18 protein-coding genes are annotated in these 19,220 nt (G+C 56.1%); 13 read left to right on the forward strand and 5 right to left on the reverse strand.

The annotated features are described in order from the left end of the window. The first annotated feature begins 2 nt into the window (after nucleotides 1-2). Nucleotides 3-2,588, forward strand: a complete 2,586-nt coding sequence (locus AC2TF6_RS04985; protein WP_491310165.1) for a metallophosphoesterase — start codon at nucleotides 3-5, stop codon at nucleotides 2,586-2,588. 285 nt (nucleotides 2,589-2,873) lie between these two features. Here AC2TF6_RS04985 and nrdG read toward each other — a convergent pair whose 3' ends face one another. Beyond that, nucleotides 2,874-3,407, reverse strand: a complete 534-nt coding sequence (gene nrdG / locus AC2TF6_RS04990) for an anaerobic ribonucleoside-triphosphate reductase activating protein (protein WP_491310166.1) — start codon at nucleotides 3,405-3,407, stop codon at nucleotides 2,874-2,876. Continuing rightward, a complete protein-coding gene (locus AC2TF6_RS04995; protein ID WP_491310167.1) occupies nucleotides 3,404-5,383 on the reverse strand; it encodes an anaerobic ribonucleoside triphosphate reductase in 1,980 nt (659 codons plus the stop codon). The genes nrdG and AC2TF6_RS04995 overlap by 4 nt, the downstream gene beginning before the upstream one ends. Nucleotides 5,384-5,633: 250 nt before the next feature. Here AC2TF6_RS04995 and AC2TF6_RS05000 point away from each other — a divergent pair, with 250 nt between their 5' ends. The 4 genes from AC2TF6_RS05000 (at nucleotide 5,634) to AC2TF6_RS05015 (ending at nucleotide 9,287) form a co-directional block, all read left to right on the forward strand. After that, a complete protein-coding gene (locus AC2TF6_RS05000; RefSeq protein WP_491310168.1) occupies nucleotides 5,634-6,191 on the forward strand; it encodes an SLOG family protein in 558 nt (185 codons plus the stop codon). A 242-nt stretch (nucleotides 6,192-6,433) separates the two neighbouring features. After that, on the forward strand, nucleotides 6,434-7,489 hold the full coding sequence (gene desA, locus AC2TF6_RS05005) for a Delta(5) desaturase DesA (RefSeq protein ID WP_491310169.1): 1,056 nt from the start codon (nucleotides 6,434-6,436) through the stop codon (nucleotides 7,487-7,489). Nucleotides 7,490-7,554: 65 nt separating this feature from the next. Continuing rightward, nucleotides 7,555-8,691: a histidine kinase gene (locus AC2TF6_RS05010; protein ID WP_491310170.1), complete on the forward strand. Its 1,137-nt coding sequence runs from the start codon at nucleotides 7,555-7,557 to the stop codon at nucleotides 8,689-8,691. Continuing rightward, nucleotides 8,688-9,287, forward strand: a complete 600-nt coding sequence (locus tag AC2TF6_RS05015) for a response regulator transcription factor (RefSeq protein WP_103997010.1) — start codon at nucleotides 8,688-8,690, stop codon at nucleotides 9,285-9,287. Before AC2TF6_RS05010 ends, AC2TF6_RS05015 begins: the two co-directional genes overlap by 4 nt. Nucleotides 9,288-9,556: 269 nt before the next feature. On the opposite strand, the gene AC2TF6_RS05020 is transcribed toward AC2TF6_RS05015, so the two are convergent. Next, nucleotides 9,557-10,636 (reverse strand): DNA alkylation repair protein, encoded by a 1,080-nt coding sequence (locus AC2TF6_RS05020; protein ID WP_491310171.1) that lies wholly within the window; start codon nucleotides 10,634-10,636, stop codon nucleotides 9,557-9,559. 141 nt (nucleotides 10,637-10,777) lie between these two features. On the opposite strand from AC2TF6_RS05020, the gene AC2TF6_RS05025 reads away from it, so the two are divergent. Then, complete coding sequence (locus AC2TF6_RS05025) at nucleotides 10,778-11,731, forward strand: helix-turn-helix transcriptional regulator (protein ID WP_491310172.1); 954 nt, start codon at nucleotides 10,778-10,780, stop codon at nucleotides 11,729-11,731. Between the two features lie 40 nt (nucleotides 11,732-11,771). Here the strand turns inward: AC2TF6_RS05025 and AC2TF6_RS05030 are convergent, their stop codons facing one another. Further along, entirely contained in the window at nucleotides 11,772-11,969 is a 198-nt protein-coding gene (locus AC2TF6_RS05030) for a hypothetical protein (RefSeq protein ID WP_491310173.1), read from the reverse strand. Between AC2TF6_RS05030 and AC2TF6_RS05035 the strand changes: the two genes are divergently transcribed. The 4 genes from AC2TF6_RS05035 (at nucleotide 11,968) to opuFB (ending at nucleotide 15,546) form a co-directional block, all read left to right on the forward strand. Beyond that, nucleotides 11,968-12,153, forward strand: a complete 186-nt coding sequence (locus tag AC2TF6_RS05035; RefSeq protein WP_491310174.1) for an ATP-binding protein — start codon at nucleotides 11,968-11,970, stop codon at nucleotides 12,151-12,153. The genes AC2TF6_RS05030 and AC2TF6_RS05035 overlap by 2 nt on opposite strands. A gap of 106 nt (nucleotides 12,154-12,259) precedes the next feature. Continuing rightward, on the forward strand, nucleotides 12,260-12,736 hold the full coding sequence (locus AC2TF6_RS05040; RefSeq protein ID WP_491310175.1) for a 2-thiouracil desulfurase family protein: 477 nt from the start codon (nucleotides 12,260-12,262) through the stop codon (nucleotides 12,734-12,736). Between the two features lie 330 nt (nucleotides 12,737-13,066). Further along, nucleotides 13,067-14,029, forward strand: a complete 963-nt coding sequence (locus tag AC2TF6_RS05045) for an ABC transporter ATP-binding protein (RefSeq protein ID WP_491310176.1) — start codon at nucleotides 13,067-13,069, stop codon at nucleotides 14,027-14,029. Further along, nucleotides 14,026-15,546, forward strand: a complete 1,521-nt coding sequence (gene opuFB / locus AC2TF6_RS05050; protein WP_491310177.1) for an osmoprotectant update ABC transporter permease/substrate-binding subunit OpuFB — start codon at nucleotides 14,026-14,028, stop codon at nucleotides 15,544-15,546. Before AC2TF6_RS05045 ends, opuFB begins: the two co-directional genes overlap by 4 nt. A gap of 122 nt (nucleotides 15,547-15,668) precedes the next feature. Here opuFB and AC2TF6_RS05055 read toward each other — a convergent pair whose 3' ends face one another. Then, nucleotides 15,669-16,226, reverse strand: coding sequence for a DJ-1/PfpI family protein (locus tag AC2TF6_RS05055; protein WP_491310178.1), 558 nt, complete (start codon nucleotides 16,224-16,226; stop codon nucleotides 15,669-15,671). Between the two features lie 199 nt (nucleotides 16,227-16,425). Between AC2TF6_RS05055 and rbsK the strand changes: the two genes are divergently transcribed. The 3 genes from rbsK (at nucleotide 16,426) to AC2TF6_RS05070 (ending at nucleotide 19,122) form a co-directional block, all read left to right on the forward strand. Continuing rightward, complete coding sequence (gene rbsK, locus AC2TF6_RS05060) at nucleotides 16,426-17,382, forward strand: ribokinase (protein WP_491310179.1); 957 nt, start codon at nucleotides 16,426-16,428, stop codon at nucleotides 17,380-17,382. Between the two features lie 217 nt (nucleotides 17,383-17,599). Next, the gene (locus AC2TF6_RS05065) at nucleotides 17,600-18,517 is read left to right on the forward strand and encodes an AraC family transcriptional regulator (protein WP_491310180.1); all 918 of its coding nucleotides are present in this window, start codon (nucleotides 17,600-17,602) and stop codon (nucleotides 18,515-18,517) included. A gap of 26 nt (nucleotides 18,518-18,543) precedes the next feature. Then, nucleotides 18,544-19,122 (forward strand): GNAT family N-acetyltransferase, encoded by a 579-nt coding sequence (locus AC2TF6_RS05070; RefSeq protein ID WP_491310181.1) that lies wholly within the window; start codon nucleotides 18,544-18,546, stop codon nucleotides 19,120-19,122. Nucleotides 19,123-19,220 lie beyond the last annotated feature (98 nt).

The following is a 19,220-nucleotide window of genomic DNA, read 5'->3' on the forward strand; positions in this document are numbered from 1 at the left end:
CCGTGAACATTCAAACACGCGTCCATACCATTTTCATGCTGGTCGGTTCGACCGAATGCGGCAAGACGACTTTTGCCAAGGAAGTACTCATTCCCGGGCTTCAATTCGAAGCTTCCGATAAAGCGGTGAAAGCCAACATCCAATATTTGTCCTCGGACCGCATCCGGCAGGAAATCCTCGGATTCGATTACGATAAATACGATCAGATTATGCTGGAATCCAGCGGCCAGGCTTTTCAGCTTTTGTTCGAGCGGCTGAAGATGGCGACTTCTTTTCCCGTCAATGCCGAGTTTATCGTGGTCGACACGACAGGGCTGGCCGAGGATTTTCGTGAGAAAGTCCGCGCAGTGGCGAAGGAAAACAACTACAACCTGGAAGTGATCCTTTTCGATTACCGGAAACGGCACGATTATTATGCGTCCGAACGGTCCAAGAAGCTGATTACGTCCCATATCAACCGGCTGAAAAAAGACGTGATGGGCTCGCTCTCCCGCGAAGGTTATACGAAAATCCACAAGGTGCGCGCCAAAGACTTCTACTCCCCGGAGGCAGGGAAAGCTAACGGAGCTTACACAGTCGAAATCCTCGATCTGGATGAATATCTTGCCGCTGTGCTCCCGCAGGAGTACGACTGCATCATAGTGGGAGATGTTCACGAATGTGTGGACGATCTGAAAGGACTGCTGCTCGATTACGGCTTCAAGCTCAGCGGAAATTCACTGGAACTCCCGGAAAAACTGCGCCATACGAAAATCGTGCTGACGGGAGACTGGATCGATAAAGGCAATCATACGAGAGCCATCGTGGAATTCCTGTACGAAAACCGTGAACACTTTCTGCTTGTCCTCGGCAATCACGAAAACTTCGTGTTCAAGTATTTGAAAGGCGAGATCGGCGGCGTGGAGGAGGAATTGTTTCATTCGTATTTCACGTCCGTTGAGACGTTGAGGAAGGATGCCGAGCTGCTGCGGAAATTCAACGAGCTCGTCGGGATGTCTCAGCCGTTTTACCGTAAGGTCGGTACCCGGGGGCCTTCTTTCTACGTGACGCATTCGCCGTGCCGTAATAAATATATCGGGAAGCTGGATGCGAATTCGGCGCGTCATCAGCGTAATTTCAGGCTGGACCGGGAAGAATCTTTCGAAAAGCAGCTCGCTTTCCTGAAAGAAGAGGCGGTGAAGAATCATCCGTTTCACGTGTTCGGGCACGTCGCCGCGAAGAACGCGTTCCGGATCGGAAACAAGCTCCACGTGGACACAGGCTGCGTAAGCGGCAATAAACTGACTGCGGTTAGCCTTTCGTTCAAGCCGTTTTTCAAATCGCGCAGCGCGGAGGCGGCGGTACTGCCGGAAGATCTGCCGGTCCTGTTCCGGGAAGAGCGCAAAGTGACTCTCGGGGACCTGGAGGCCGAGGAACTGAGAAGGCTGCATTACTGCTCCCGAAACCGGATCAACACCATTTCCGGAACGATGTCTCCCGCGGACAAAGACGAAGCTGCCGGCGAACTGGAATCACTGAGGCAGGGCCTGCGCTACTTTGCGGATCACGGGGTGCATCAAGTCGTGCTTCAGCCCAAATATATGGGTTCCCGATGCCAGATCTATTTGCATCGCGACCCCGATCATTGCTACGGCGTCAGCCGGAACGGCTACAAGATCAAGGGAGCCGATTTAAGTGATATTTTCAGAAGCCTGCTGGAAAAATTCGATTCCTATATGGAAGAAAACCAAATAGCCGTGCTCCTGCTGGACGGTGAATTGCTTCCCTGGCATGCGCTGGGGGAAGGGCTTATCGAGCGCCAGTTCAGACCGATCGAGAAGGCGCTGGTAGCGGAGCTGGACTTTCTGAAGGCGAACGGATTCGAAGAAGCGTTCGGCAAACTTGCGGAGGCTTACGCGGTAAGCGGCTTCGAAAAGGATCAGTTCACGATGCCGAAGGCCCGTTTAAGCGAAAAATACGGTGCGAGCGTCTACCAGAACTACAAGCACATGCGCGGTCTGCTGGAGAAGCGGGTCCCTATGGAGGAGCACGAGGCTGCATACCGCACGTATAAAAGGCAGCTGGAGCTTTACGGGGAGGCGGGCGAGCCGGAATACAAGCCGTTTGCGATCCTCAAGATCGTATACGAAAACGGGGAAGAGCAGATTCCGCAGATGACGACGTCCGAGGCGTACGAATTTTTGTCCGGAGATGAATTTCTCCAGCTTGATTTGAGTGAATCGGACAGCTATGAGAAAGCAGAAGCGTACTTTGAGAGCCTGACGACCGGTCTTCATATGGAAGGAGTCGTCATCAAGCCGGAGCTGCCCGGCAGTGAGACCGTGCCTTACATGAAAGTCCGCAACCGGGATTACTTGACTCTCGTTTACGGATACGACTACCGCTTTCCGCACAAATACGCCAAACTCATGAAGCAGAAGAACATCAAACTTAAGCTGCGGACCTCGCAGAACGAATACCTGCTGGGTCAGAAGATGCTTGCCGTGAAATACGGCGATATTGCACCTGACCACGAGGGATATAAGGAAGCGGCGGCCAATGTGCTGTTTGAAGTGGCGAAGGAGAAAGAGATCGACCCGAGGCTGTAGAGCCGTTAACCGTCCTGACGCTGTCGTTAGGGCGGTTTTTGGCGTGGGGCTGTTCAAAGGATCGGACAGCCGGGCTGCTAGCCGCGTGCGGTTGACTACTGTCATGCGAAGCCAAACGCCGCGCGCTAGGAGCTGCATGCGGTGCGAAGAACGAAGGCCCTCGTTCCTGCCGGTACAAACGCGGACTCAACCGGGAAAATAGATGCCGGATAAGCATCCTGCAGTTGTTCACACCGGTTTTATAGTAGAACGCCTGCCTGTCAAAATGCCAAGCAGGTACGGATGCTATGCCATCGGCGGCTCTCGGTTCCAAGCGGACTGCCACAAGACGGCCTTCCGGCGCCGCAGGCTTGTCTCGATATCGATTAGCCGCTGATTGCGGCTTCCCCTATACAGAAGCGCCGGGTCCCGGAGCTCTTCCACATACCGGCCGTCTACCAGCACCTGGCAACGGCTTAGCAGACCGAATTCACCGCTTTCCGGATTTGCGGCGAGTTCTTCGTAAGTATAGCCGCTGTAAATCCAGACGCTGACCGTTCCCGCTTTCTGCCGGAGACGGTCCAGAAATGAACTCACCTGACCGGCGGAAAAGAAGGGGTCGCCGCCCAGAATGGATAAGCCGTCGAGTAGGGGGTTGCTCTGAAATTCGGCGATAATCCGCTCTTCCCAGTAAGTTCCCATCGGCGTGCCGTAATCGAAATCCCACGTCCTGGGACTGAAGCAACCCCGGCAGTAGTGCCGACAGCCGCTAATATAGAGAGCTGTCCGCAGCCCCTCGCCTTCGTTAATGGTTTCGGGTGCATAACCGCAAATATTCATGGACTGTGTTTCACCCGGTCCCTGACCTCGGCCTGCTTGGCCCCGTTAAAGCGAGTCTGGTAGTCTCCGGTCAGATAGCCGGTCACACGACGCAGGCGGCGGATATGTATGTCCTTTTCATGACTGCCGCAAGCAGGACAAACGGCACCGATAATGCCTTCGTAACCGCAAGCGCTGCAGCGGTCGATGGGATGATTGATGCTGAAATAGCTGACCTGCCGGGAAAGCGCAAACTTAATGATTTTGACAAAGGCGGGCAGGTTATTGCGGGCATTCCCGTTCAGTTCCACGTAGGTGATGGCTCCGGCGTTGCATAATTCGTGGAACGGGGCTTCCAGACTGATCTTTTCCGCCGATGTCATCGGATGATACACCGGAATATGAAAAGAATTCGTGTAATATTCACGGTCGGTGACACCGGGCAGGCAGCCGTAAGTTTCCCGGTCCCGCTTGGTGAACTTGCCGGACAATCCTTCGGCAGGAGTCGCGAATAGCGTAAGGTTGATGTTCAGCGCCTCGCTTTTGGCATCGCAGAAATTACGCAGATAACGGATCAGCTCGATTGCTTTGGCGTACACCTGCGGGGATTCACCGTGGTGAGAGCCGTACATCGCTTTCATGCATTCGGCTAGACCGATGAACCCGATAGACAGGCTGCCATGTTTGAGCAGGTCGCCTACGGGTTCGTCGGGATCAAGCTGTTCCCCGCCTTCCCAGACTCCTTCCCGCATCATGAAATCCGATGCTTTAGTCTTCTGGGCGGCTTGAATGCCGAAACGGTGCAGCAATCCGTCAAGGGCAATCTCGAGATAAAGAGTGAGTTTGCGGTAAAAGCCCGCTTCATCCGCCTTACTGCGACGGCCCGAAACGATGCCGTACTCGATGCCCGGCTTCACCAGATTCAGCGTATTGAAAGACAGATTGCCTTTGCCGGACAAACGGTTCCGGCCGAAACGGTCGGCGACAACCCGGGTACGGCAGCCCATAGTGGCGAACTCCGTATCGGGATCGATCGGGTTGTAGTGTTCCAGATTGAGCGGAGCATCCAGATTGGCGAAATTCGGATACAGCCTTCGCGACGAGCATTCTGCCGCTTTCAGGAACAGGGAATAGTTCGGGTCCCCGGACTCCAGATTTACGCCCTTCTTGCATTTGAAGATCTGAATAGGAAAAATCGGTGTCTCCCCGTGCCCGAGTCCTCTCATCGTAGCCGTTAAAACGGACTGAATGACCAACTGCCCTTCGGGGGAAGTACAGGTCCCGTAATTGATGCTGGTAAACGGGATTTGTCCGCCTGCGCGGCTGGACATGGTGTTCAGGTTATGAATCAGACTCTCTGCGCCCTGCATCGTTTCCTGTTCGGTCTCTTCAAGCGCATAACGATAAGATTCGGGGCATACTATCCGCAAATCCGCCCGGCTCATCGAGATGCCCCGTTCGTCGTCTACCGGTTCGTTTTCGCTGAAATAACGCAGCGCCTTCCTAAAATGTTTGGCAAACGACTTGGCCACATAAGGAGCAAGGTCGTGATCGAGCTTATTGGCGGAAACACCGCCGTACTGAGCATTCTGCTGCGATTGGAAGATGATCGCGACGAGCGCCATCGCCGACGAGATTGAGTTTGGCGGCCGCACGCTGCCGCTGCCCGTGTCAAATCCCCGCCGAAGCAGTTTGGCGAACGGGATAAAAATGCAATTGGTCGTCCCGAGAACGTACTGGTCCAGATCGTGCACATACAAATAATTGGCGTCTACAGCTTGTACCAGAACCGCAGGCATCGTAAACCGCCGGGCGTACCATCTGGCATACTCGCTCCCGAACTTACTCATTTTCCCCGAGAAACTCTCTCCGTTCAGATTGGCATTCTCGCGCAGAAGATCAGCATCGCTGCCTTCCATGATGGCGTCTCCCCATTTTTTTATTTCCTCCAGCAAGGCATCCGTGTTGCTCTGGTTTGGCCTGCCTAACAACGACATTTAAATGTCTCCCTTCCGAAAACAGCAGGTTTTTACCGGTAAGAGGTCTCCCGTTCTGATTGCGGGTTTTCACCTCCTTAGACCGAAAACACTACATATAGATGTTTTTGTTTAATTTAGCACACGATCTAGTGTTTTGGTGTCGATTTAATCACAGACAAGCACGGCCCAACCTTCCCCAGGCGAATACCCTTCATTTCGTGTATATTGGAAGATGTACGTTATCACCCGCACCGAAGGAGTGTCGCAGTTGAAAAACCTTCTCGTGACCGGCTACCGGGCGCATGAGCTGAACATTTTTAACGAAAAGCATGAAGGCATTGAGTATATAAAAAAAGCGATCGCGGGCCGGCTTGTCCCGCTTATCGAAGACGGGTTGGAATGGGTGATCACGCCGGGGCAGTACGGGGTGGATCTGTGGGCGTGCGAGGTCGTGATCGGACTCAAGAAGGAGTATCCGCAGCTGAAGCTTTCGATTCTGACCGCCTACGCCAACCCGGAAGAGAAGTGGAAAGAGGATAAGCAGGAGTTTTACCGCGGCATCCTGAAGGGTGTGGATTTCTACGGAGCGGTCAGCAAGCAGCCGTATGCCGGCGTGTGGCAGCTGCAGGCCCGGGACGATCTTCTCCTGCGCAAAACGGACGGCCTTCTTCTTTTTTATGACGAAGAAGCGGGCGAGGGGAGTCCCCGTTTTATGAAAGAACGGGCCCTGAAGAAACAGAACGAAGACGGATACGCCGTCATGATAATCACGCCCGAAGAGGTTCAGGACATAGCGGATGAAGAGAACCGGGCGGATTTTTACTGACGCCGGTCCCGTCATGCCGGCCTTCCCGGCCTTAACCTTGCGGAATCCGCGGTTCTCCCTTGCGGGCAGCCGTTTCGGTTCATTCCCGCCGCATTTTTTCCTTCGGCCTATATGACATTTATCATGTGCCCTCATGACGTTTATGACTACTGCGCGAAAGCGGTTCTCCTTATAATGGGGGTAGAATAGCGCGCTGACGCCCGGGATTTAACCCCGCGTCAGAACGAGGAGGACACATACTAATGTCTCAGACGAAAGTTATGAATTTGAAAAAAGATGTCGCCCCCTACGAAAAAACCGATACAAAATCCAGTATCCGGCAGGTTTTCAACACGATTGTGCCTCTCCTCCTGCTGTGGTATGCGGCTTACGCAAGCCTTTCCGTCTCGTACTGGCTCACGCTTCCTCTAGCTTTAATCACAGCCGGGTTTGTCATCCGGACGTTCATCATATTTCACGACTGCTGTCATCAGTCTTTCTTTAAAAGCCGCCGGGCGAACGATATTCTCGGCACCATTACCGGCGTTCTGACGCTGTGTCCGTACGAGCAGTGGAAGTACAGTCACTCCGTGCATCACGCAACCAGCAGCAATCTCGACAAGCGCGGCACCGGAGACATGTGGGTGCTGACCGTAGAAGAGTACGCCGCAGCTCCCTGGTTCCGCAAGGTCGCTTACCGCATCTACCGCAATCCGCTGGTCATGTTCGGCCTCGGACCGATTGCCGTCTTCCTGATCCAGTACCGTTTCAACCGCAAGAAAGCGAAGCGCAAGGAACGCATCAACACGTATGTAACCAACATTTCCATCGTGCTGCTGTATGCGCTGATGTGCTGGCTGATCGGCTGGCAGGCATTCGTGCTCGTGCAGGCGCCGGTCTTCTTCGTCTCGGGACTGCTGGGCATCTGGCTCTTCTATGTGCAGCACCAGTTCGAAGACTCCTACTTCGAGAAGGAAGACGAGTGGAGCTACGTGAAAGCGGCCGTTGACGGCAGCTCTTACTACCAGCTTCCGAAAGTTTTGCAGTGGATCACAGGCAACATCGGCTACCACCATGTTCACCATTTGAGCCCGAGAGTGCCGAATTACAACCTGGAAAAAGCGCACAATTCCACGCTCCCTCTGCAAAAAGCGACGACCATTACGCTCCGCACGAGCCTGCAGTCTCTCCGATTCCGTCTGTGGGACGAAAAAGGCAAGACGTTTGTAAGCTTTAAAGATGTCAAACATATACTCCGCAGGCCGGGAGCCGCAAGCGATGTCCTGAAGAATCCGAAACCGGGTCTACAGGGCGAATAGTCCCAAACTTAACGGTTTATGCTAAAATGGATGTAAAACGGCGCCGCAGAAAAGGTGAAGAGACCATGCAGAATTGGATTCGAATTTTTCAGAAAAACACCGGTCTCAGTCCTTATGTGTGGGTGGTCTTTTACATCCTTCCTTTTTATTTCATATTCAGTTCGGGTTCCACCCTCAAGAACGTCTTCGGCATCGGCATGATCATCGTGTTTTTCTGCTGCTATGTGCTGTCCGTCGTATCGAAGGGGTGGCTTGTGTATTTCTGGACGAGCGTGCAGATCGTCGTTTCGATCGCGATGGCGCTGCTGTTCGGGTATGTGTATTTCTCACTGTTTCTCGCTTTTTTTATCGGGAATATTCAGAACAAGATCGGCTTCTTCACCTTCTACACCATTCATCTGGTAAGTACGATCGCTACGATCAATTTCGGGTTTGTCACGCAAAATCCGGTCTTCATTACGCAGCTGCCGTTCGTGCTGATCTCCCTGATCGGGGTGATTCTGCTTCCGGTCAATACGTATACGAAGAACAAACGGGATAAGCTGCAGGAGCAGCTGGAGGACGCGAACAAGCGGATTGACGAGCTGGTCAAGCTGGAGGAGCGCCAGCGGATAGCCCGGGACCTGCACGACACGCTCGGGCAAAAGCTTTCCCTGATCGGGCTCAAGAGCGATCTCGCGGGCAAGCTCATCGCCAAGAATCCGAACCAGGCGCGGGCCGAGATTAACGATGTGCGGCAGACGGCGCGCAGCGCGCTAAAAGAAGTGCGCGAGATGGTGACCAACATGCGCAGCACGCGGGTTGCCGAGGAAATGTTCCGGGTCAAGCAGATTCTGAAAGCGGCGCAGATTCCGTTCAAGCTGGAGGGAGACCCGAAGCAGATCGATACCTCGCTGATGACGGAGAACGTCGTCAGCATGTGTCTCAAGGAGGCCGTGACCAACGTGGTCAAACACAGCGGTGCGACGGCCTGCACGATTGTGATCGAACCGTCGCGGACAGACCTCGTCGTCAAGGTGAAGGACAACGGGAACGGCCGGGCGGAGCAGTTCGATTATTTCCGCGGGAACGGGCTGCGCGGGATGAAAGAACGTCTGGAATTTATTAACGGCACGCTGGAAATTCTCTCCGACGGAGGGACCACGGTCGTCATTAAAATTCCGATCGTTTTGAAACAACCGGCAAAGGAGGCGGGGAAATGATTCGCATTGTGATCGCCGAGGACCAGCGGATGCTGCTGGGCGCGCTAGCTTCCCTGCTTAATCTGGAGGAAGATATGACCGTTGTCGGCGTTGCGGGCAACGGCGAAGACGCGCTGAAGCTCGTGCAGGAGCACAAGCCGGACGTCTGCATCATGGACATCGAGATGCCGGCGAAGAGCGGGCTGGATGCGGCCGAGGAGCTGAAAGGCTCCGGCTGCAAGGTCATCATCCTGACGACGTTCGCCCGCTCCGGCTATTTCGAGCGCGCCATGAAGGCCGGCGTGAACGGCTACCTGCTCAAGGACAGCCCCAGCGAAGAGCTGGCGGATTCCATCCGCAGCGTAATGGCGGGGCGGAGGCTCTACGCCTCGGAGCTGGTGGACGAAGCCTACAGCGAGGAGAATCCGCTGACGGAGCGGGAGAAGGAAGTGCTGCTTCTCATCGCCGACGGCAAGAATACGAAGGAGATCGCCAGCCAGATGTACATTACGACCGGAACGGTCCGCAATTACATCTCGGTGATCCTCGATAAGCTGGACGTGAGCAACCGGATCGAAGCCATCACCCGCTTCAAGGAGAAAGGCTGGTTCAAATAAACCGGGCCGGAACCTGCGCCCGGAAGCGCTCATCCCCTGCGATAACTTCCTTTCCGTAAACGTGTGCCTTGTGAGAATGGCGCCGGTGCTGCGGAAAGGTTTTTTTGCATTCCGGCGGGAAAGCGGAAATAAAGGCTCAGGCCGCCTCCGGAGGAGACGGCCTGAGCCTTTTTCTAATCGGAATAACTACCGGCAAACGGCAGCTTAGACCGGCCGGAAAAGGAAGCGGAGGACCGCAGGCGCATCAGGCGGGAAGCAGCCGCATCGCGTTACCCCGTAAATTCAAATGACATGGAGGCCATCGGGGTCCCATTAACGAGAATGCGGACCTCGTGTTCACCGGCGTAATACGTGCGGGTAGTCAGAAGCTTGAACGAATGTCGTTTGGCAAGGGGATGAGCGCCCGGTCCGAACGGTTTCTCGGTCAGCTTGAAACGTTTCGGCGCAAGCGTCCCGTTTTTCTTCCGGTACCCGATTTCATAATCCACCCGCAGGGCCTGTATGTCTTCCGATTCGTTTACAAGCCGGAAAGAAAATTCCAGATTCTCTCCCTCCGCTATGCTTCCGGTTTTCACGTCCAGGGCATGAACCGAGATGTTCCGGATTTCTTCATACCCGAACAAGGAGAGCGCACGCGAATCGCCTTTTCTCAGCAGCGAGCGGCAGCCGTGCTTCACAATCCAGTTGGTGGCCGGGGTTTTTCCATACCAGCCCTTGGCAAGCTCCAGCACGAGTTCAGGGTGGTCCTTGGATATGTCGTTGAGATTGTTGGCCACGCTCTTCCTCACGTATTCCGACGGGTCCTCCTTCAGCGTTTCGAGAATCGGAAGAATCGGACGGGGGTCTTCCCGCAGGGCGGGCAGATTGGAAGCCCACGGCAGACGGGGTCTGCAGCCTTCGCTGGCCAGACGCCGGACATGCTCGTTCTCGTGGCGCGCCCACCGCTTCATATGTTCCAGGGTAAGCACCGGTTCCCGCAGCAGAAAAGGACGGACGGCAAATTCGGAGCTGGAGTACGGAGTGAATGTTTGCAAAAATTCCATAGACAGCTCGTACGAACCGAGACCGTTAAGCTCGATGAAGTCGGGGAAGAACAAATACTCGACTCCCCTGCACTGCGGCGCGACGGCCGTCAGGACTTCCAGCGCTTCGGGATAAGAGGAAGGGAGCGTCTCCGTAAGCGAGCATGTAATATGCCGCATCCGCTGCTTGAACGCCTCCGTATCCCAGTTCCCGTCATAAATGGAGCCGCGGAAACGGTCCCCGTCAAATGAGGGATACTTTTCTTTAACAAGGTTAATAAAACGCTCGAAAAAAGATGGACTATATAAATCTTTAAGAAGTTCCATGACTTGCCCCTTTCCTGATTCAACGACCTGTAATCAACTTATCATGGAATGGTGACAAGGATTGTCAACGTTTGTGAGGTATACTAGAAGCAATTCTTGATGCTGTCTGTAACCAAATCAACATGCAAGGAGCCCAGGTCATTGTCCAAATCCCGAAGACAGATCGAACTGATGATTACGCTCAATACGAAGCGGAGGTTTACGGCAGGCGAACTGGCACAGGAGTTCGGTGTTTCCAAAAGGACCATCCTCCGGGACCTGCAGGAGCTGACCGAAGCCGGTCTTCCCTTATATTCCGAGCCGGGAGCGGCCGGGGGATATCAGATGCTGAGGGAGAAAACGTTGCCGCCCATTTTATTTTCGGAAAATGAAGCGGTCGCGATGTTTTTCGCTTACCAGTCGCTGCGCGATTATGCCGACCTGCCTTTTCAGCCGGAATCGCTCTCCGCACTGAAAAAGTTTACCCACTATCTCCCGGAGGAAACCCGGCAGCGGATTAACGGACTCCGGACGCGTTTCACGTTCTGGACCCCGCAGCGCCATGTGGAAGCGCCTCATCTGGCCGGGCTTCTGGAACAGGCGGTGGAGCAGCGGATCATCCGGATCCGGTATGACGCCAATACGGATGTCGTCTCCAGAAAAATCCAGCCCATCGGCATCTATGCGACGAACGGCTTATGGTACTGTCCGGCCTACTGCTTCGAGCGATCCGAGATCCGTGTGTTCCGCGTAGATCGGATTACCGCCATCGAGCCGGTGGAGGATCAGAGCGGCAAGCGGAACTATGACAAGCTTACCGTCCAAGCCTATCTGTCGCTCTCCGATGAAGAGGGGGCCTCTCCTTTGCACGTTGTGCTCGACAAGGAAGGCGTCCGCCGGTGCAGCACGGAAACCTGGATGGCCGAAGGGTTAACCGTGTACGAGGACGGGACCGGAACGATCAGCCGGATGATCCGGCCGGACTTCATTCCTTGGGCCGCCCGATTTTTTGTGAGCTTCGGCAAGGAGGCGCGTGTGGAGCAGCCGGCGGCTCTCGTAGCCGCCATCCGGGAGCTCATCGCGGAACTCAGCGTGCAGTATCCCGGTCCCGCCTGACGGCGGGCGGACGCCGTAAGCCGTCGGCAGCGCAGCCGGGTTAGCTTTTGCGCGTCGTTTTACGGATTTTGCCCAGTGGCTTGAAATAGGAAATCGCCGTCATGAAGACGAGCGCCGCGATGTTGGCGACCGCTCCTCCGAGCAGCCGGTAGGCGGTGCCGAGAAATTCGGCGTCGCCCAAAGCGGCCAGCCTCATTTCGTCCGCTGTGCGGAACAATTCCGAAAGCCACTGTCCCATGAAGGTGATGCCGAACACGATTAACCGGTTCTACCGCGCCGACCATTCCCGGACCCGCCCGAGCGGAGGCACAGGTCTCGGTCTTGCCATCGCGGAGCAGAACATTCTGCTGCACGGAGGGAGCATCGGGGTACAAAGCGAACCCGGCAAGGGAACGGTCTTCACTGTTCTTCTTCCCGCGTAGAAATCGTCCGTGGGCTTGCGAGTGCGTATGGTTGTCAGACGAAACCGGTGGTGCTACACTTTCCGTAGCGGTTTACAAACTTTACGGATAAAGGATGTCGGTCTGAATGATACTTGTCAGTTCTTGCTTGGCCGGACTGGAATGCCGGTATAACGCGACACACAGTCTGGTGGAGAAGATTTCCGAATTAGTCGACGAAGGCAAGGCCATGATGGTCTGTCCGGAGCTGCTGGGCGGATTCACGACTCCGCGCGAACCGGCTGAAATTACCGGAGGTACGGGCGAGGACGTACTTGCCGGCGGAGCGAAGGTGGTCGACCGGTCCGGGAACGATGTAACCGGGCTTTACGCGAGCGGAGCTTTTAAAACACTGGAGCTTGCCCGCAAGGTCGGCGCGACCGTAGTCGTGCTCAAAGAAAACAGCCCTTCCTGCGGCAGCCGGGCCATTTACAACGGGTCTTTTAACGGAACCAAAATTTCCGGCGAGGGAGTCACGGCGGCTTTGCTCCGCAAAGAAGGCTTCAAAGTGATCTCGGAGGATGAGCTGCTGGAGCATGGCCTGTCGGAATACGTGTCTGTTTAAAACAGGGAGAGTGTAAAAGCGGCACCGGCAGCGGCCGCCTCACATTTAGGGGCCTGACTGACTGTAGCGGCGCGATGCTTGTACCGGATGTTCGAGCGGATCAGGCAGGATCGGACGAATCTACCCTTACAACCTGATCATTTGGAAAGCTTACGCGGGCAAAGACGTGAAGTCTTGCCTGCATGCCGGATAACCTCTTCTCAAAACCTTGACGGGCCTCTATGCCTAGCAAGGTTTTTTTCGCAGATTCATTTTTTGCCCGCAAGGCTATTATAAATAGAGACAGGTACACAGGGGCCAATAAAAGTCAGTGGCGCAGAGGAGAAAATTATGATCCGTTTCGAGAACGTCTCTAAACGTTACGCGGACGATACGGTAGCCGTAAACGATCTAAATCTGGAAATCAACGAAGGGGAATTTTTCGTATTTATCGGGCCCAGCGGGTGCGGGAAAACGACGACGCTGAAAATGATCAACCGGCTTATCCCGCTGTCCGGGGGAACGCTGTGGATCAACGGGCGCAAAGTGAGCGAATACGATATCCACGAGCTTCGCTGGAACATCGGCTATGTGCTTCAGCAGATCGCGCTGTTTCCGCATATGACGATCGAAGAGAATATCGCCATCGTGCCGGAAATGCGCAAATGGGACCGCGCGAGAATACGCGCCCGCGTGGACGAGCTGCTCGATATGGTGGGACTCGAGCCTAAGACCTACCGCTCCCGCAAGCCGAAGGAGCTGTCCGGCGGACAGCAGCAGCGGGTGGGAGTCGTCCGCGCTCTGGCCGCGGACCCGCAGATCGTGCTGATGGACGAACCGTTCAGCGCGCTGGACCCGCTCAGCCGGGAGAAGCTGCAGAACGAGCTTCTGGAGCTCCAGCAGCGGATCAAGAAGACGATCGTGTTCGTCACGCACGATATGCAGGAAGCGATGAAGCTGGGTGACCGGATCTGCCTCATGAACGAAGGCGAGATCGTCCAGCTGGACACCCCGCAGGGGTTTTTACAAAATCCCGCCAGCGCGTTCGTGGAACAGTTCGTCGGCGGGCAGAAGGGGCTCTTCGGCGGCCGGTTGACGCTGGAAGATGTGCTGCTGGAAATCGGCCCGTCCGATTTCCCGACCCGTCCCGCGGCTATAGCCAAGGCGGAAGTGCCACTGGAAGCGGCTCTGCAGCTGCTTGCCGATGAAGAGGTGCTCGCCGTCGAGAAGGCCGGCGTGATCGTGGGCTCCGTCTCGCGGCAGGCGCTGCTGAAGTTCATGGCCGGGCGGCTGAAGGAGGGGGCGCGGACATGAATACGCTGGCCGAGGTTTTCCGCGAGAGGCAGTCCCAGCTTCTCGGCGCCGTGGCGGACCATATCGTGCTGTCCGTCATCGCCTTGTTTTTCGCCGTCCTCATTTCGGTTCCGCTCGGCATTTACCTCACCCGGAAAACCCGCGGAGCGGAAGGGATTATCGGCATCGCGGCCGTCTTGCAGACGATTCCGTCGCTGGCGCTGCTCGGCATGCTCATTCCGCTGTTCGGAATCGGACGGCTACCGGCGGTAATCGCGCTCGTCATCTATGCGCTGCTTCCTATTCTCCGCAACACGTATACGGGGATCAAAGAGGTGGACGCCTCGCTCATCGAAGCGTCCAGAGCGATGGGAATGAACAGCCGCAGGCGCCTGTTCAAAGTGGAGCTGCCGCTCGCGCTTCCCGTCATTCTGGCGGGCATCCGCACGGCCACCGTGCTCATCATCAGCACGGCGACGCTGGCCGCCCTCATCGGAGCGGGCGGTCTCGGCGATCTCATCCTGCTCGGCATCGACCGGAACGATTCGGCGCTCATCATTCTAGGCGCGGTTCCGGCGGCGCTTCTGGCCATCTTGTTCGACCTGCTGCTGAGGGCGTTCGAGCGCATGTCGTTCCGGCGCTTCGTGCCGGCAGCCGGGGCGGCCGTCCTGGTCGTGCTTTTGCTGCTGCTGGTCCCGTACTTCACGGGCGGGAAGGACAAGAATCTCGTGATCGCGGGCAAGCTCGGCTCCGAGCCGGAGATTCTCATCCAGATGTACAAGCAGCTCATCGAGCAGGACACGGATTTGAAGGTCGAGCTTAAGCCGGGCTTAGGGAAAACGTCGTTTGTTTTCAACGCGCTGAAGGCCGGCGAAATCGACATTTACCCCGAGTTCACGGGAACCGCCATCTCCGAGTTTTTGAAGGAAACACCGGTCAGCACCGACAGCAAGCAGGTGTACGAACAGGCGAAAGCCGGCATGCTGAGTAAATTCGGCATGGAAATGCTGACGCCGATGGCGTACAACAACACCTATGCGCTGGCGGTGCCCGCACAGCTTGTGGAAGAGCGGGGGCTGAAGACCATTTCCGATCTGCAAAACGTGCGGCAGACGATTAAGCCCGGCTTTACGCTGGAATTTTCCGACCGCGAAGACGGGTACCGGGGCATTCAGAAGCTGTACGGTCTCCAGTTCGCGGACGTCAAAAAGATGGAGCCGAAAATCCGCTATCAGGCCGTACAGTCCGGCGATATCAATCTTGTGGACGCGTACTCCACCGACAGTGAACTGAAGCAGTATAATCTGAAGATGCTGGAGGACGACAAGCATTTGTTCCCGCCGTACCAGGGCGCGCCCGTGCTGCGCACGAAGACGCTGGAAGAGCATCCGGAGCTGCGCGGAGTCCTGGACAAGCTGGGCGGGAAGATCAGCGACGACGAGATGCGCGAAATGAACTATAAGGTGAACGTTCAGGGAGCGACGGCGGAACAGACCGCGAAGGATTATTTGATGCAGGCGGGGCTGCTGGGGAAATAGGCCGAAGGATTTTTAATTTTTTCGCCGTCTTATGGACGTTTGGGTGTGCGTAAAAGACCTGCCGGAGCAAATGCTCCGGCAGGTCTTTTTGCATGAACTATCCAGGATGTTAATCAGTCCGGTCAGCTTTTCACGAGCTTCAGAAACTCGCGCATAAAACCAGGCAGATCCGGCCAGGCATGCCCGGAGACGAGGTTTCCGTCCACGTGCAGCGTTTCTTCTGTGTAGTTCGCCCCGAGGCTCTCCACATCGAACCGGCAGGCTGTGTAGGCGGTCAGGGTGCGCCCCTCGAAATATTTGTTGTTTTTTAGAGCCGCCAGTACGAGAGCGGCATGACAGATAGCCCCGACCGGCTTGCCTTCTTCGAAGAAATGGCCCACGATGCGGGGAATGTTCGGATCCAGCCGGATATATTCGGGCGCACGGCCGCCGGGGATGATCAGAGCGTCGAACTCGGCCGGATTGACCTCATCGAATGAAACGTGGGATTCGAGCAGGTAACCGGGCTTCTCCGTGTAGGTGTCCCAGCCCTCGAAGTCGTGGATGACGGTTTTAAGCACTTTCTGCTGGGGAGACGCGAGAACCGCTTCATAGCCCTCTTCCAGCACGCGGTAGTACGGGTAATACACCTCTAAAGCCTCGACTGCATCGCCTGCAATGATCAGGATCTTCTTGGACATTCGATCACTCCTACAAGGATTTTAGGCTTGGATCACCTATATCCATATTTTGCATCGGGGGCAACTATCTGTAAAGAGGGCAGACTTCGGTTCTTGCAGGATCGGCGGCAAAACACGTAAGGATGCCGTCAAGCAAACCTTCCCGCAGGCGTGATACACTGTATCTAATACAGGCGGTGTACGAGAGGGGAGCTTTAACATGAACAGACCGGCCAAAATTGCGGTCGCGGGAAGCATCAATATGGATCTGGTCGTTACGGCTGAACGTCTGCCGGTTCCCGGTGAAACGGTAATGGGACGGCAGTTCCGCATGATCCCCGGCGGAAAAGGCGCCAATCAGGCGGTCGCTGCGGCGAGACTGGGCGCGCAGGTGTCCATGATCGGCTGCGTAGGCGGCGACACCTTCGGCGCGCAGATGCTCGAAGGCCTGCGCCGGGAAGGCATCGACACCGCCTTCGTCGGCACGGCGGAGGAGACTTCGTCCGGCGTCGCGCTGATCCAGGTGCAGGGCGGCGGGGACAACAGCATCGTCGTCGTGCCCGGAGCCAATGCCGCCTTGACCGCGGAGCGAGTGTCGCAGGCCGAGGAAGCGATCCGCGGTGCGGACGTTCTGCTCGTCCAGCTGGAGATTCCGCTGGAATCCGTCCGCAGAGCGGTGGAAATCGCGCATCGTCATGGCGTGAAAATCATTCTCGATCCGGCGCCCGCTGCGGAGCTTCCGCTCTCTCTGCTAAGGCAGATCGATCTGATCACGCCTAACGAGACGGAGGCGCTTATTCTGACGGGCGGTGCTGCGGATGCCTCTGCGCAGGACGGTAGGACCGTCTCTGAGAGCATAAGGCAGCTTAAAGAGAGGACGGGCGGAGCGAGCGTCATCGTAACCTGCGGCGGGAAGGGCGTGCTCTACGACCTGGACGGGAAGCAGGGAGGGCATCCGGCTTACCGGGTGGATGTCGCCGATACGACCGCTGCGGGCGATTCCTTCAACGCGGGACTGGCTGTCCGGTGGAGCGAAGGGGCGACGCTGGAGGAAGCGGTCCGGTTCGCCTCGAAGGTCGGGGCGCTGACGGTGACGCGGTTCGGCGCCCAGAGCTCGCTTCCGGCGAGAGACGAAGTCGAGGCGTTCGAGGCGCCGTTCCGGGACGGCCCGGCCTGACGCGAGGAAGCTCGCCTCGGCACTCGCTGTGCCGTAAAGCCCGGCCTGCCGGACAGCGCATCTTGGCGGGCGGCTCCTCCTGACCGCAGCGCTGTAAGACGCTCTCTAGGCACTTTGGCGGTCCCGGCCCGATTCGTTGGCTCCGGCCGCCCCCGAGCCGAGACTGCACGGTCCGAACGGCCGTGCCAAGATTCCGCCCGAAAGGACGAAGCATACCATGAAGCACGAATATGCCGACCGCATCGGCAAAGTGATCGCCTACATCGAGGAGAACAGCTCGCGCAAACTCGATCTGGACACGCTGGCGGGCGTATCGAACTTTTCCAAATACCATTTCTCCCGCATTTTTGCCGCCGTGACAGGCGTAACTCCGGCCGCTTACGTGACCCGCAATCGTCTGGAGAACGCCGTCCGGCTTCTGAAGGATACCGACAGGACGGTGCTGGATATCGCGCATTCCTGCGGGTTTGAATCTTTATCGACTTTTAACGGCGTGTTCAAAAGGCAGCACGGGAAATCTCCGAGTGAACTCCGCAGAGAACTTCAAGACCGCAATTTTTCGTTAGGAGACCGCAAGAAGCGGGAAGAACCCTCCTCCTCCCGCGAGTATGATGAAAGTGCCGGTAACGGAAATCACTTTCTGAGGAGGATTTGGAGCATGAATGTTACGCTGAAAGAACTGCCGGATTTGGAAGTAGCCTTCGTTCGGCATACGGGTAGCTACCTGGAGACGGGGCGGGCTTGGGAGAAGCTCGGGAGCTGGGCCGGCCGGAACGGACTCACCCCGGAGCGCCAGCAATTCATCGGGATTTCGCTGGACGACCCGTCTCTCGTGGACGAATTTGCCTGCCGCTACGATGCCTGCGTCACGCTGCCGCCCGATTTCGGGCGGGAAGGCCACACCGAGGTGAGCTTCAAAAAGCTGGAGGGCGGCCTGTACGGCCGGTATGCTTTTTACGATACCGTGGACAAGCTTGCCCTCGCTTACGCAAACTTGTACGGTAGCTGGCTGCCGGGAAGCGGGTACGAAGCGGACGACAGGTACGGCCTGGAGTTCTGTATGAACGACCCGCTCCGGGACCCGGAAGGCAAAGCGAAGGTGGATCTGTATATTCCCGTCCGGCCCAAAGATTAACTTATTCCGCTGTGAGAAGGTGTGGCATGAACATTCAAGCTGTATTTGCGCAGCTTCCTGTTCTGGAAACCTCCAGGCTGGTGCTGACAAAAATCGGAGAAGACAACCTCGACGAGGTGTTCGGCATATACGACAACGAGGAAATATTCCGGCACTGCGGCATTATCCCCAAGCATAACAAAGAGACGGTCCGTTCGATGATCGGCCATTTCGAGAGAGATTTCGGCAAAAAATCGAGAATCAAATGGGGGATTTTCCGGAAAGAGGACGGCAGGCTGACGGGAATCGCGGAAGCTTTCGATTTCAACCAGAAAGTCGATAGGGTGACGATCGGCTATTTCCTGGCCGAAGATTGCTGGGGCATGGGAATCGCTACCGAAGCCGTCCGGCTGCTGACCGCCTATCTGTTTACGGAAGCGGAGGTAAACCGGATTCAGGCCGAGGTGATGCCGGCGAACGATGCTTCCAAGAAGGTGCTGATCAAGAACGGCTTCCGCAAAGAAGGAACGCTTCGGCAGGCCGCATTATGGTCGGGCAAAGGAATTGTCGATCTGGAAATCTACGCGATTTTAAAAGAAGACTACGACGCGGCACCGGTTAAATAGAGGGTTTCCGGCATGTCAGGCACATTCGTTCAGGCGAATGTGCCTCTTTGTGTTTTTAACTTTTTATTTTATGAGGTAAAATAAACCTGACACAACTT

It is taken from the genome of Paenibacillus sp. JNUCC 35, from assembly GCF_058269095.1.